This is a genomic window from Sporosarcina newyorkensis (assembly GCF_900167515.1).
Taxonomy (GTDB): domain Bacteria; phylum Bacillota; class Bacilli; order Bacillales_A; family Planococcaceae; genus Sporosarcina; species Sporosarcina newyorkensis.
This window is the reverse complement of record NZ_FUYJ01000013.1, coordinates 1-13,714: the sequence shown is the minus strand read 5'-3', so window position 1 is coordinate 13,714 and position 13,714 is coordinate 1. Positions and strand designations below refer to the sequence as shown.

Below are 13,714 nucleotides of genomic sequence, written 5' to 3'. Positions count from 1 at the left end.
TAGGAGGGACGAGCCGATGATCGCACAAGATATCGAGCAAGTTTTAATTTCAGAAGAAGAACTTCAAGAGAAAGTCCTAGAACTTGGAGCAACTTTAACAGAAGAATACCGAGAGAAGTTTCCTCTAGCAATTGGTGTGTTAAAGGGTGCGTTACCATTTATGAGCGACTTAATTAAACGGATTGATACGTACATTGAATTGGATTTTATGGATGTATCTAGTTATGGGAATGCGACAGTCTCATCAGGTGAGGTAAAGATTGTCAAAGATTTGAACACTAGTGTGGAAGGCCGCGACGTTTTGATTATAGAAGATATCATCGACAGCGGAAAAACATTGAATTATCTAGTGGAACTTTTTAAATATAGAAAAGCCAACTCCATCAAAATTGTAACTTTGTTGGATAAACCGACAGGCCGTAAAGTAGATCTAAAGGCAGATTACGTAGGGTTTGATGTTCCTGACGCATTCGTTGTCGGTTACGGGTTGGATTATGCTGAAAAATATCGGAATTTACCTTATATCGGTGTGTTAAAAAAAGAAATCTACTCTTTTTAACGCTTTCTGACTGAACGTATGGCATCCAGTCTGAAAGCCTTTTTCCATGAGGCATTTTCATTGTGGAGTCATGTTAATCTATGTTAAAATTTACAATAGTTTTCTGTTTAGTTTTCTGTTGAATGAGATGAGGAGGCTTGGGATGAATCGAATACTTCGATACTTTCTTTTGTATGGATTGATTTTCCTCGCGATTATGGGGATATTCAGTTCGCTAAACAATCCAAATCCGAAGATGAAACCGATTCGGTATGACGAATTTATCACGGCATTAGAGCAAGGAAAAGTCGAAAATGCTACTTTTCAGCCTTTACAGCTCGTGTATGAAGTAAAAGGGGAAATGGAAGGTTACGAAAAAGGTGAAACATTCGTAACTAACATTCCGATGAATGATATGGATGATATTGGCGAGATCGTAAAGACGACAAAGACTGAAATCGATATCTTACAGCCGCCAGAAACAAGTGCATGGGTATCCTTCTTTACAGGGCTTGTACCATTCATCATAATTATCATCCTTTTCTTCTTCCTATTGAATCAGTCACAAGGCGGCGGTGGCGGCCGAGTGATGAACTTCGGAAAGAGTAAAGCGAAACTGCAGACCGATGATCGGAAGAAAGTACGTTTCAATGACGTAGCAGGTGCAGATGAAGAAAAAGCTGAGCTCGAAGAAGTCGTAGATTTCTTGAAAGATGCTCGGAAGTTTGTGGAGCTGGGTGCACGAATTCCAAAAGGGATTTTGCTTGTTGGGCCTCCAGGTACAGGTAAAACTCTACTTGCGCGTGCAGTAGCAGGTGAAGCAGGTGTGCCGTTCTTCTCGATTTCAGGTTCTGATTTCGTGGAGATGTTTGTAGGTGTTGGTGCGTCTCGAGTACGTGATTTGTTCGAGAATGCCAAGAAAAATGCGCCATGTATTATCTTTATAGACGAGATTGACGCGGTTGGTCGTCAGCGTGGAGCCGGTTTAGGCGGCGGACACGATGAGCGTGAACAAACGTTGAACCAATTGCTAGTTGAAATGGATGGCTTTGAAGGAAACGAAGGTATTATCATCGTTGCCGCTACGAACCGTCCGGATATATTGGATCCGGCACTTCTTCGTCCGGGACGTTTTGACCGTCAAATCACGGTTGGTCGTCCAGATGTAAAAGGAAGAGAAGCTGTGTTGAAAGTGCACGCACGCAATAAGCCGCTTGATGATTCGGTCGATATGAAAGCTCTTGCTCAACGTACACCAGGATTTTCAGGTGCGGACCTTGAGAACTTATTGAATGAAGCAGCTCTTGTGGCAGCGAGAAGAAAGAAAACCAAGATCGACATGTCTGATATTGATGAGGCGACGGACCGTGTTATTGCAGGTCCTGCCAAAACAAGCCGTGTCATTTCGGAAAAAGAACGAAATATTGTGGCGTTCCATGAAGCGGGCCACGTAGTTGTTGGTTTGATGCTTGATGATGCAGAAATTGTCCATAAAGTAACGATTGTACCTCGTGGTCAAGCAGGCGGTTATGCCGTTATGCTTCCAAAAGAAGATCGCTATTTCATGACGAAACCTGAACTCCTTGATAAAATCGCCGGTCTATTAGGCGGCCGTGTAGCGGAAGAAGTAGTGCTTGGTGAAGTATCAACCGGCGCTCATAATGACTTCCAGCGAGCTACTGGCATCGCGCGATCAATGGTAACTGAATACGGTATGAGTGATAAACTCGGGCCAATGCAGTTCGGCCAGACTCAAGGCGGTCAAGTTTTCCTAGGTCGTGACTTTAATTCCGAGCAGAATTATTCTGAGTCGATTGCCTATGAAATTGATCAGGAAATGCAACGGATCATCAAAGAGCAATATAGCCGCACGAAACAAATTTTAACTGAGAAAAGGGATCTACTTGATTTAATCGCAACGACTTTATTAGAAGTCGAAACGCTTGATGCGGAACAAATCAATCACTTGAAAGACCACGGCGTTTTGCCAGACCGACCGTATGAAAATGGCAAAAATGGTGCAGAAAAGTCTGATGACACTGTGAAAGAAAACAAATTGCCGGAAGACACAACGCCAAACGCAAATCCTGATGTAACGGGTGCTCCACAAGATCCGTCTACAGGTGACTTGCCAAGTGAAGGTGGAACAGCAGACAAAACGCTTCCTTCCATTGATGAAGAACGCAGAGATTAAGCGAAACAACAGCCGACTGTGATTAGCAGTCGGCTGTTTTCTTATGGATAGGCGGGCTGTGTTTTAGAGGAATACAGAGATATACCAGTCCGGCCATTCGTCCTTCAATTGGCTCAATATAGTTTCGCGGAAGGCGTCCGTCCGCCAGGGAATCCAACGTTGTATAAAAGTCGAATATTTATGGTATGATGTGTGGGAAAAGTCAGAGCAAGAGAGGAAAGCGACTATGCTGTTAGTATTAGATACGGGCAATACAAATATTGTACTAGGTGTATATGAAGGCGATGAACTAAAGTACCATTGGCGGATGGAGACGTACCGTCACAAGACGGAAGACGAATATGCCATGCAGGTCAAAGCAATGTTCCAACACGTAGGCTTATCATTTAAAGACATCACAGGTATTATTATTTCCTCAGTGGTACCACCTGTCATGTTTCCATTGGAACAAATGTGCAAGAAATACTTCAATCAAAAACCGATGGTCGTCGGTCCCGGCGTGAAAACAGGCTTGAATATTAAATATGAAAACCCACGTGAAGTAGGAGCAGACCGAATCGTCAATGCGGTGGCAGCTATTCGCGATTACGGCAGCCCACTCATCATTGTAGATTTCGGGACTGCGACAACGTATTGCTATGTCAATGAGCATGGCGAATACATGGGAGGTGCCATCGCTCCGGGGATCAAGATTTCAATGGAGGCGTTATTTGATCGTGCGTCTAAATTACCGAGAGTTGAACTGACTCGGCCTGAACAAGTTGTCGGTAAAAATACAGTAGCTGCTATGCAATCGGGGATTGTCTTCGGTTACGTTGGACAAGTGGAAGGAATCGTCAATCGAATGAAAGAAGACAGCGCGGTAGAACCTACAGTTATCGCAACCGGGGGACTGGCCGAGTTGATTTCATCGGAAACAAAGGTTATTGATGTTGTAGATAATTTCTTAACATTAAAAGGTTTACATTTAATATATGAAAGAAATCTGTAATAGGAGTGAATAATATGTCAACTGATTACTTAGTAAAAGCGCTTGCCTTCGACGGAGTTATTCGAGCTTACGCAGTGCGTTCAACAGATACGGTGGGAGAAGTGCAACGTCGTCACCAGATGTGGCCAACTGCAACAGCTGCTCTCGGACGTACGATTTCTGCAGCTGTTATGATGGGGGCAATGTTGAAAGGTGATAACAAATTAACAGTGAAAATCCAAGGAGATGGTCCTCTAGGTCCAATCGTCGTGGATGCCAACGCAAAGGGAGAAGTTCGTGGATATGCTACACATCCGCAAACTCACGTGCCGTTGAACGAAAAAGGAAAATTGGATGTGCGAGGCGTTGTTGGAACGGAAGGAACGCTATCTGTTGTCAAAGATCTTGGGATGAAAGATTATTTCACCGGTCAAGTACCGATTATTTCCGGGGAAATAGCAGAAGACTTCACGCAGTATTTGGTTGTTTCTGAACAAGTGCCTTCTGCTGTCGCTCTTGGTGTATTAGTGAATCCTGATAACACGGTAAAAGCAGCTGGAGGCTTTATTATTCAAGTCATGCCGGGAGCTACGGATGAGACGATCTCTCTCTTGGAAGAGAAGATATCGAACATGACACCTATTTCTTCTCTGATTGATCAAGGGCTGACGCCTGAAGGAATCCTAGCTGAAGTATTAGGACAAGAAAACGTGGAGTTCCTTGATAAGATGGATGTGAAGTTTGACTGTGAGTGTTCGAAGGAACGTTTTGGCGAAGCGATTCGGGGACTTGGACGTGACGAGGTTCAAGCGATGATTGATGAAGATCACGGGGCAGAAGCACAGTGCCACTTCTGTTTGGAAACTTACCAATACTCAGAGCAAGAGTTAAAAGGATATATAGATGAGATTCAATCGAACGAATGAAACCGAGCCGACTCCAACGAAAAGGCGACTTAAGACGAAGCCGCTGATCGCTTTGTTGGGAATTCTTTTCACGATGAATGTATTCTGGCTTTTCCACTGGCTGTTTATAGATCGTTCACCCGCTGTAGATACAGAGGAAGTTGCTTCTGTAGCGGGTGAGCCGATCACCCGTGCAGAGTGGATGGCTGCTATGGAACGACAGGTCGGGCGAGAGGTGCTAGAAGACCTAGTGAATTACCGCGTCATGGAAGCCGCAGCGGATGAGTATGATATTAAAGTGGAAGATAAAGAAGTAGATCTCGAACTGGCATTAATTACCTCAATTGACGGTCAGCAACATTCGGGTCTAGATACTGAGCAAACGAGAAAGCAGATTAAAAGGGAACTGATTTTAGAGAAAGTCCTGACAAAGGATATTGTAATTAAGGAAAGCGCTATCAAAAAGTACTTTGAGAAAAATGAAACATTTTTTCATGTGTTGCCGGCTTACCGCATATCGGTAATCATCTCATCAACAAAGAAAGAAGCGGATCAAGTGGCTGGTGAGCTAAAAGACGGATCGACATTTTCTGCTTTGGCAAAGGAGCGATCGATTGATTTGTCTTCCGGAAACTTGGGAGGAGACCTTGGTTATGTAAATGAGCAAACCGAGGACGTGGGTGTAACTATTATTGAAGCGGCGGAAAAGTTGAAAAAAGATGAGGTAAGCAAGCCGATTGAACTCAAGGATGGCACTTATGCAATCGTCACTGTGTTAGAAACCATTAAGAAACGTGATTTTACATATTCAGAAGTAAAGGACCATATCAAGCGACAACTAGCCTTAGAACAACTACCTGAGTCCGTCACGCCGGAAGCTTTCTGGAAAGAATTCGATGCTGAATGGTTTTATGGTAAAAATTAATTATCGGTAAATTGATAGGATGACAAACTACAATTCTCTGAATAATTTGTTTGACAAGTGAAAAGTAAGGTAGTATGATTAACTCAACAAAACATATAAACCTACTAGGGATTAGGAGCGGATCAAATATGAGTAGAGTCGGAAATTCAATAATTGATTTAATCGGCAAAACCCCTCTTGTTAAATTAAATCGTCTGACAGGTGCAGAGGATGCGGAAGTGTATTTGAAACTGGAATTCTTCAATCCGGGTTCAAGTGTTAAAGATCGAATTGCACTCGCGATGATTGAAGCAGCGGAAAAAAACGGCAACTTAAAAGATGGCAGTACGATTATTGAACCAACAAGCGGTAACACAGGTATCGGATTGGCGATGGTTGCAGCAGCCAAAGGATACAAAGCGGTATTGGTTATGCCGGATACGATGAGCTTAGAACGACGCAACTTACTGCGTGCATACGGAGCGGAATTGGTGTTGACGCCAGGTGCTGAAGGAATGAAAGGTGCAATTGCGAAGGCAGAAGAACTTTCTAAAGAAAACGGCTGGTTCTTACCTCAGCAATTTAATAATGAAGCGAATCCAGAAGTCCACCGTTTGACGACGGGCCCTGAGATTGCAGATGCGTTAGATCGTGTGGATGCATTTATCTCGGGAATCGGTACGGGCGGTACGATTACAGGAGCCGGCGAGGTACTGAAAGAACGATTCCCGGAAATCAAAATCGTCGCTGTGGAACCAGAAGACTCAGCGGTATTGTCTGGGGGAAAACCAGGACCGCATAAGATTCAAGGGATTGGCGCAGGTTTCGTTCCAAAGGTATTGGATACAGACATTTACGATGAAATCATTCAAGTCTCCAATGACGATGCATACGCAATTGCACGCCGTGCAGCTCGCGAAGAAGGAATTCTGGGCGGAGTATCATCAGGGGCTGCGATTTCAGCCGCTTTACAGGTTGCAAAAAAACTTGGCAAGGGCAAAAAAGTTGTAGCAATTCTCCCTTCCAATGGGGAGCGATACTTAAGTACTCCGCTTTACCAATTTGATGAAGAATAAGCTAGAGAGCGCCCATTCGCGCTCTCTTTTTTATTAATTATGATTGCAATGAAATCTCTAAGCTTTTACCGGGCTACAATACTCTGTATAATTAAAATGAAACATTATTGGAGTATTACATAGAAAGTGAACCATATAGGAGGCCAACTGTGAAGAAATGGAGTATGTTGATTTCACTCGCGATCATTATTAGTATGGTAACGATTATTATACTAACCAACCGAGAGTTTAAAAAAGAGGCCGGTGAGATGGATGGTTATTCTAGTGCGATGATAGAGGATCTGCCGAATGATGAGGTCAAACGGATACCGGAGGACTGGAAAGAGGAAACTACCTCAGAAGATACAGCTTCCGAAGAGACTGGGCTAGGCCGCGGTGATCTCGCGCCTGATTTTGAATTAACCACACTCACTGGTGAAACGGTCAAATTATCCGATTATCGTGGAAAGAAGATCATGCTGAATTTTTGGGCGTCGTGGTGTCCGCCATGCCGATCCGAAATGCCGTATATGGAAACATATTATGACGAGTACAAGGGCTCTGCGAATATGGAGATACTTGCAGTGAACATGACAAAAACGGAGAAAGATAAAGAAGATAGTGCCAAAGCATTTGTCAAGGAGTATGGGTTGACATTCCCGGTTTTATTGGACTTAGAAGGTGAAGTTATGAAAACGTACCGAGTGAAAGCCTATCCAACGACGTATATCCTTAACACGGAAGGTGTCATAACGGACATAGTGGTATCTGCTATAGACGATAAATTTCTAAAGAAACTCATAGATGAAAGCAATTAAAATTGGACGACAGATTCAGGAGGAACCATCATGGAAACAGTAGCTTATCAGACAGCCTCAATGACGAGAGACGAGTTCTTCTACGCCTATAAACAGCTTGCAGAACAAACAGATCGCCATATTTTATTGGAAAGTGGTAGAGACGGTGAAATGTGCATCGCGGGATTGAATCCGCTCGTGACCGTACAGGCGAATGAAGAGGGTTTACAATTAGATTGGCGGGATGGTACGAGAGAAATTCTTGCAGGCGAAGATCCTCTAACCTTGCTGAATGAGTTCCTGTCACGGTATGAGCTGAGACGAGATGACAACTTACCCGCATTCCAGGGCGGGGCGATTGGTATGATCAGCTATGATTATGTCAGAAGCTATGAAACACTGCCTAGTCTAGCGGAGAATGATTTGGCAACGCCTGACGTTTTCTTTTATGTCTTTGACCGATGGGCAGTTTTAGACGTAGTGCATGAAACAGTTTATTTTATGTCGCTGCCTAATGTTCAAACTTCATTGACGGTCATGGAAAATGAGTGGGTGGATGCCGTTAAACATGGACTTGCTGGTCGACGTTTTTCACAAGGGCAAGCAGTGGACGTGGAAGTAACTCAAGATAATTTGGAAGTTTCCGTAACGGGCGAGCGGTTTGAAGGAATGGTAAGGGATGTTCAGAAGTTCATTGCACAAGGCGATGTCGTGCAAGTAAATCTCTCCGTCCGTCAATCAAAACCACTGGATGTTCCGTCTTTATCTATGTATGAAGCGCTACGTTCCTTCAATCCTTCACCTTATATGGCTTACATGATGTCACCTGAATTTGAGGTCGTGTCCGGATCACCCGAGCTGTTGTTGAAGAAACGAGGAAATGAATTGAGCACACGTCCAATCGGAGGGACCCGAAAGCGCGGTGCTACAGAGAGGGAAGACGCGGCCTTACAGCAGGAATTGGTCTCTGACACAAAAGAAAAAGGCGAGCATAAAATGTTGGTAGATCTTGAATGCAAAGATTTTGAGAGAATTTGTAAGCCGGGAACGGTTGAAGTAGATGAATTCATGGTTGTAGAAAAGTATTCCCACGTAATGCATCTCGTATCGAATGTTCGAGGGACTGCTGCGACGCAAGGTGCCGCGGCAATCATTCGCGGTGTTTTCCCGGGTGGTTCGATAACGGGAGATCCGAAGCTGCGAACAATGGAGATCATCGAAGAATTAGAACCGACGCGAAGAGGACTTTATACAGGTTCAATGGGCTGGATAAGTTTCAATGGAGATATAGAGCTGAATATTACGATCCGAACCGCATTTATCCAAGATGGCATCGTTCATATCCAGGCGGGGGCCGGACTTGTACCGGAATCAATTCCTGCCGCCGAATATCAAGAGTCGCTCAATAAAGCGAAGGCGTTATGGCAGGCAAAAGAAATGGCAGAACAAGCGGTAAGAGAAGAAAGTTGGCGTTCTCATTGATCTGCTGGGCGAATGGGGAACAACAGAGTGCTGATGATTTGCGAATTTCACCTTATGACCACGGCTTTCTCTATGGACTTGGATTTTTTGAGACCTTTCGTACATATGAGGGGAAAGTATTTCTCTTCGATGCACATATGGATAGATTAAGGTCAGCGCTATCTGAATACAGGATCAAAATGCAGTACACGGATGAAGAACTTCGACAGGCCATTCATTCGTTGTTTGTAGAGAATGGAAGCGAGGATGGATATTTTCGGTTGAATGTGTCAGCGGGAGTCCATGATATCGGATTAGCACCTACTAGCTATGAGCGACCAAATGTATTCATTCTCCAAAAGACGTTGGTTTTGCCTCCTGTCCATACGGAAAAAGAAGGTGTGTGGTTACAGACAAAGCGGAATGAACCGGAAAGTGCGGTTCGTCATAAATCGCATCAGTACGCGAACAATGTATTAGGGCGGCTGGAATTACCTTCTTTGCGAGAGGTAGAAGGCTTTTTCGTTAATTCGGAAGGGTTCGTGGCGGAAGGTATAACGTCTAACATCTTTTGGGTGAAGCAAGGTATCCTGTACACTCCTTCATTGAAAACAGGTATTTTACCAGGGACTACGCGAGCATTCGTATTACGGTTAGTTGACGAACTTGGGGTATCGGTTAGAGAGGGATTGTTTTCGCCGACTGAGCTAGAGGCGGCGGAAGAGGTCTTCATTACAAACGCCATTCAGGAACTGGTACCCATTCGCAATGTTGGGACAACCGAGTTTTTAGGAAGTAAAGGTTCTATCTATCGACAATTACATAGCGGCTATCAACGAGCCGTCAACCGTATGAAAGTGAGTGACCAGTAATGGAGTTAGCGAAAGCTCGTGCATCTTATCAGTTTGGTAAGACGACGATTGATTTTACAGAAGAAACGATTATCATGGGTATTTTGAATGTCACGCCCGATTCTTTTTCAGATGGCGGAAAGTTTGGCCAATTGGATCGAGCGCTTGAACATGCTCGACAAATGCTGGCAGACGGGGCGAAAATTATTGATGTCGGCGGCGAATCGACACGGCCTGGACATGCGCCTGTATCATTGGAAGAAGAATTGGAACGTGTCGTGCCGATTGTCGAATTACTGACGAAGGAATTGGGATGTGTCATCTCTGTAGATACATATAAAGCAGCTGTGGCGGAAGCGGCGGTTCAAGCAGGTGCAAGTATCATCAATGATGTGTGGGGTGCAAAGCGTGAACCCGCAATCGTGGAAGTGGCGGCGCGCTATAAAGTGCCGATTATCCTGATGCATAACCGAGATAATACAGACTATCAGCTGCCATTCATGGAAGCGGTAGTACAAGATTTACAGGAGAGTATCGAGATTGCGAGACGGGCGGGTGTTAGCGAAGAGTTGATTTGGCTTGATCCTGGGATTGGTTTCGCGAAAAATACAGAACAGAATATTTTAGCTATGCAAGGGTTGCCGGCCATTGCGGACCTTGGTTATCCTGTATTGCTCGGTACGTCTCGAAAGCGCATGATTGGAAATGTGCTGGACGTGCCAGTGGGAGAACGGATGGAGGGAACCGGTGCGACCGTATGTTATGGTATCGAGCATGGATGCCATATTATGCGTGTTCATGACGTGAAGGAAATTGCACGGATGGTCAAGATGATGGATGTGCTGACGAAAAAGACGGCATTTACTGGATAAGCGATAAAGTGGGGGGATTTCATGGATTATATTCATTTGAATGATATGGAGTTTTACGGTTATCATGGGGCATTGCCTGAAGAAAACAAGCTTGGCCAGCGTTTTCGGCTGACAGTTTCATTGGCGACTGACTTGGCGGAAGCCGGTCAGACGGATGATCTGTCGAAGACGGTGAATTATGCAGAAGTGTATGAGATGTGTAAGCGCATTGTCGAAGGCGAAGCGGTACGGCTGATTGAAACGGTTGCTGAAACAATAGCCGGAACTATAATGACGGATTTTGCTGAAAAGGTGATCGGCGTACGAGTTGTATTGGTGAAGCCGGATCCTCCGATTCACGGACATTACGCATCCGTTGCAGTAGAAATCAAAAGGGGGCGCTTTTCTTGAATTTCGCCTATTTATCGATGGGTTCCAACATCGGTAACCGGTTGGAACATCTAACGCATGCAGTTCAACTGCTGAATGAACATCCCGCTATTACCGTTGAAAAGGTGTCTTCTGTCTATGAAACAGAGCCACTTGGATTGACTGAACAAGCAAAATTTTTGAATATTGCAGTTGGTCTGGAGACTTCATTGGAAGCATCGGAGTTGCTGAGTGCTTGCCAATCCATTGAAAACAAGCTCGGAAGAATGAGGAAAATCCGTTGGGGTCCCCGGACGGTAGACCTTGATATTTTGCTCTATAATCACGACACTATCCAATCAGAGAATTTGATTATCCCACATTTACGTATGCAGGAGCGTGCGTTTGTACTCGTTCCTCTCATTGAAATTGATTCAGAAGTAAAGAATCCGGTAACAGGGACACTTTACCGTAATGAGCCAGCGATGCAGGATGATGGAATGACCCTTTGGAAGAAAGTCCAGAATGTCGAGGAGTTCTTACAGCAAGGCTGATAATATAACGGCGGATACTGATTCTAACGCTGTCTAAAAAAGAAACTGCTCTATTAGTAGGGCAGTTTTTTCTATGGGATGAGTACCGCGCGACCATTTGGACTTTTGTTAGGCAGGTAATTTGTGTACAATAGTTGCAGACGGCCTATACTGAGTAGAAGGTAGGTCAAAGTATGAAGGAGTGAAAGGGAATGTCCCATTTAGATGAAATGAATGATCAGCTTTTGGTGAGACGCCAGAAGATGAATGATATACGCGAAGGTGGTTTGGATCCATTCGGTCAACGTTTTGAACGCACCCATCTGACAAATGAGATTCGATCAGCCTATGAAGAGTTATCAAAAGAAGAATTAGAAGAAACTGAGCATGAGGTGACGATTGCAGGTCGAATCATGACAAAACGAGGGAAGGGCAAGGCGGGTTTTGCGCATATTCAAGATCTTGGCGGTCAGATTCAGATCTACGTACGTCAAGATGCTATTGGTGAAGACGCATATAAACTATTTACACTGGCAGACTTAGGGGATATTGTGGGCGTTCAAGGGGTTATCTTCAAAACAAAAGTAGGAGAGCTTTCCATTAAAGCGACAAAGTTTACGTTCCTTACGAAGTCATTGCGTCCGCTACCCGAGAAATTCCACGGTTTGCAGGATATTGAACAACGCTACCGTCAGCGTTACCTTGATTTGATCTCAACAGAAGGCAGTAAAGAAACATTCATTATGCGTAGCCGAATCATTCAATCAATGCGCCATTATTTAGATAAACAGGGCTTCCTCGAAGTCGAAACACCAATGCTGCACTCTATCGCAGGGGGAGCAGCGGCTCGTCCGTTTGTTACACATCACAATACATTAGATATGACGTTATATATGCGGATTGCGATCGAACTTCATTTGAAACGCCTCATTGTAGGTGGCTTAGAGAAAGTATATGAGATCGGACGCGTATTCCGTAATGAAGGGATGTCCACGCGCCATAACCCGGAATTTACGATGATCGAGTTATATGAAGCGTATGCGGATTACAATGATATTATGGAACTCACTGAAAATCTAGTGGCTCACATTGCACAAGAAGTACTCGGTACGACAACGATTCAATACGGTGAAGACCAAATTGATTTAGCACCGCGCTGGAAACGACTTCATATGGCGGATGCTGTAAAAGAATATACAGGCGTAGACTTTTGGCAGCAGCTTACTAAAGAACAGGCTCATGAATTAGCAAAGGAACATAATGTTCAAGTGACTTCTTCTATGGAAGCAGGTCATGTGCTGAATGAATTCTTTGAGCAAAAGGTTGAAGAACAACTTGTACAACCAACATTCATTTACGGCCATCCTGTAGAAGTTTCACCGCTTGCCAAGAAAAACCCGGAGGACCCACGTTATACGGATCGTTTCGAATTATTCATCGTCCGTCGTGAGCATGCCAATGCCTTTACGGAGTTGAATGATCCTATTGATCAACGTGCTCGCTTTGAAGCTCAGTTAGTAGAGAAAGAGCAAGGGAACGACGAGGCGCATGAAATGGATGAAGACTTTATAGAAGCACTTGAATATGGATTGCCGCCGACTGGTGGATTAGGTATAGGTATTGATCGTCTTGTTATGCTATTGACGAATGCTCAATCAATCCGCGATGTTCTCCTATTTCCTCAGATGCGTTCTAAAGATTGATACAACAGCCCTGGCTTTCATAGTCAGGGCTTTTTTCTTTTAAGTCATATAAAGTCTTAAAAGAAAATCAAAAAGAATTTCAAAAAACAGTTGCACTTTCGAAAAGCAGGTGGTATATTAGATAACGTTGCTTGCGAGGTTAGCAAGTTAGCGAAAAAACACTTTAAAACTTTTTAAGAAAAAGTGTTGACAACAAAACAGTGATTTGGTATTATAAGAAAGTTGCCTCTTACGAAAGAGCAACCATATGAACCTTGAAAACTGAACAGCAAAACGTTAACGAATTATACGTTTATGCATCGGCTCTGCCGGTGACATAAACAAAATGAGTATCTTAAATGATGCCAGCAAGAAATCGAGCTAACTCGAATTTCTCTTTTATGGAGAGTTTGATCCTGGCTCAGGACGAACGCTGGCGGCGTGCCTAATACATGCAAGTCGAGCGAATCTTTGGGAGCTTGCTCCTAAAGATTAGCGGCGGACGGGTGAGTAACACGTGGGCAACCTACCTTACAGATGGGGATAACTCCGGGAAACCGGGGCTAATACCGAATAATCCATTTCTTCGCATGAAGAGATGTTG

Annotated in this window: 13 protein-coding genes and 1 rRNA gene; all 14 read left to right on the top strand. The window is 44.1% G+C overall.

Going from position 1 to position 13,714, the window contains the following annotated elements; translation table 11 throughout:
- Positions 1-16 precede the first annotated feature (16 nt).
- Positions 17-559: a hypoxanthine phosphoribosyltransferase gene (hpt, locus tag B5D59_RS17580; RefSeq protein WP_009499443.1), complete on the top strand. Its 543-nt coding sequence runs from the start codon at positions 17-19 to the stop codon at positions 557-559.
- A 142-nt stretch (positions 560-701) separates the two neighbouring features.
- Positions 702-2,732 carry an ATP-dependent zinc metalloprotease FtsH gene (ftsH, locus tag B5D59_RS17575; RefSeq protein WP_078818826.1) on the top strand — a complete coding sequence of 677 codons (2,031 nt, stop codon included), beginning with the start codon at positions 702-704 and terminating at the stop codon, positions 2,730-2,732.
- 226 nt (positions 2,733-2,958) lie between these two features.
- The gene (locus B5D59_RS17570; protein ID WP_078818825.1) at positions 2,959-3,723 is read left to right on the top strand and encodes a type III pantothenate kinase; all 765 of its coding nucleotides are present in this window, start codon (positions 2,959-2,961) and stop codon (positions 3,721-3,723) included.
- A 14-nt stretch (positions 3,724-3,737) separates the two neighbouring features.
- Positions 3,738-4,628, top strand: a complete 891-nt coding sequence (hslO, locus tag B5D59_RS17565) for an Hsp33 family molecular chaperone HslO (RefSeq protein ID WP_078818824.1) — start codon at positions 3,738-3,740, stop codon at positions 4,626-4,628.
- Positions 4,606-5,532, top strand: coding sequence for a peptidyl-prolyl cis-trans isomerase (locus B5D59_RS17560; RefSeq protein WP_078818823.1), 927 nt, complete (start codon positions 4,606-4,608; stop codon positions 5,530-5,532). The genes hslO and B5D59_RS17560 overlap by 23 nt, the downstream gene beginning before the upstream one ends.
- Positions 5,533-5,660: 128 nt before the next feature.
- The gene (gene cysK, locus B5D59_RS17555) at positions 5,661-6,587 is read left to right on the top strand and encodes a cysteine synthase A (protein WP_040760066.1); all 927 of its coding nucleotides are present in this window, start codon (positions 5,661-5,663) and stop codon (positions 6,585-6,587) included.
- 149 nt (positions 6,588-6,736) lie between these two features.
- Positions 6,737-7,384, top strand: a complete 648-nt coding sequence (locus B5D59_RS17550) for a peroxiredoxin family protein (protein ID WP_009499449.1) — start codon at positions 6,737-6,739, stop codon at positions 7,382-7,384.
- A gap of 30 nt (positions 7,385-7,414) precedes the next feature.
- Positions 7,415-8,845 (top strand): anthranilate synthase component I family protein, encoded by a 1,431-nt coding sequence (locus B5D59_RS17545; RefSeq protein ID WP_078818822.1) that lies wholly within the window; start codon positions 7,415-7,417, stop codon positions 8,843-8,845.
- Positions 8,842-9,696 carry an aminodeoxychorismate lyase gene (gene pabC, locus B5D59_RS17540; RefSeq protein WP_078818849.1) on the top strand — a complete coding sequence of 285 codons (855 nt, stop codon included), beginning with the start codon at positions 8,842-8,844 and terminating at the stop codon, positions 9,694-9,696. Before B5D59_RS17545 ends, pabC begins: the two co-directional genes overlap by 4 nt.
- Positions 9,696-10,547, top strand: a complete 852-nt coding sequence (gene folP, locus B5D59_RS17535) for a dihydropteroate synthase (RefSeq protein WP_078818821.1) — start codon at positions 9,696-9,698, stop codon at positions 10,545-10,547. Before pabC ends, folP begins: the two co-directional genes overlap by 1 nt.
- Positions 10,548-10,568: 21 nt before the next feature.
- A complete protein-coding gene (folB, locus tag B5D59_RS17530; RefSeq protein WP_078818820.1) occupies positions 10,569-10,937 on the top strand; it encodes a dihydroneopterin aldolase in 369 nt (122 codons plus the stop codon).
- A gap of 17 nt (positions 10,938-10,954) precedes the next feature.
- Positions 10,955-11,449 (top strand): 2-amino-4-hydroxy-6-hydroxymethyldihydropteridine diphosphokinase, encoded by a 495-nt coding sequence (folK, locus tag B5D59_RS17525; RefSeq protein WP_009499454.1) that lies wholly within the window; start codon positions 10,955-10,957, stop codon positions 11,447-11,449.
- Between the two features lie 191 nt (positions 11,450-11,640).
- The gene (gene lysS, locus B5D59_RS17520; protein ID WP_009499455.1) at positions 11,641-13,131 is read left to right on the top strand and encodes a lysine--tRNA ligase; all 1,491 of its coding nucleotides are present in this window, start codon (positions 11,641-11,643) and stop codon (positions 13,129-13,131) included.
- A 377-nt stretch (positions 13,132-13,508) separates the two neighbouring features.
- Positions 13,509-13,714: ribosomal RNA gene (locus B5D59_RS17515) — 16S ribosomal RNA — on the top strand; the annotation flags it as partial.

Bases quoted from the DNA above. Each gene is read 5' to 3' on its own strand.
- hpt (WP_009499443.1), top strand. From the start codon at position 17: ATGATCGCACAAGATATCGAGCAAGTTTTAATTTCAGAAGAAGAACTT.
- ftsH (WP_078818826.1), top strand. From the start codon at position 702: ATGAATCGAATACTTCGATACTTTCTTTTGTATGGATTGATTTTCCTC.
- B5D59_RS17570 (WP_078818825.1), top strand. From the start codon at position 2,959: ATGCTGTTAGTATTAGATACGGGCAATACAAATATTGTACTAGGTGTA.
- hslO (WP_078818824.1), top strand. From the start codon at position 3,738: ATGTCAACTGATTACTTAGTAAAAGCGCTTGCCTTCGACGGAGTTATT.
- B5D59_RS17560 (WP_078818823.1), top strand. From the start codon at position 4,606: ATGAGATTCAATCGAACGAATGAAACCGAGCCGACTCCAACGAAAAGG.
- cysK (WP_040760066.1), top strand. From the start codon at position 5,661: ATGAGTAGAGTCGGAAATTCAATAATTGATTTAATCGGCAAAACCCCT.
- B5D59_RS17545 (WP_078818822.1), top strand. From the start codon at position 7,415: ATGGAAACAGTAGCTTATCAGACAGCCTCAATGACGAGAGACGAGTTC.
- folP (WP_078818821.1), top strand. From the start codon at position 9,696: ATGGAGTTAGCGAAAGCTCGTGCATCTTATCAGTTTGGTAAGACGACG.
- folB (WP_078818820.1), top strand. From the start codon at position 10,569: ATGGATTATATTCATTTGAATGATATGGAGTTTTACGGTTATCATGGG.
- folK (WP_009499454.1), top strand. From the start codon at position 10,955: ATGGGTTCCAACATCGGTAACCGGTTGGAACATCTAACGCATGCAGTT.
- lysS (WP_009499455.1), top strand. From the start codon at position 11,641: ATGTCCCATTTAGATGAAATGAATGATCAGCTTTTGGTGAGACGCCAG.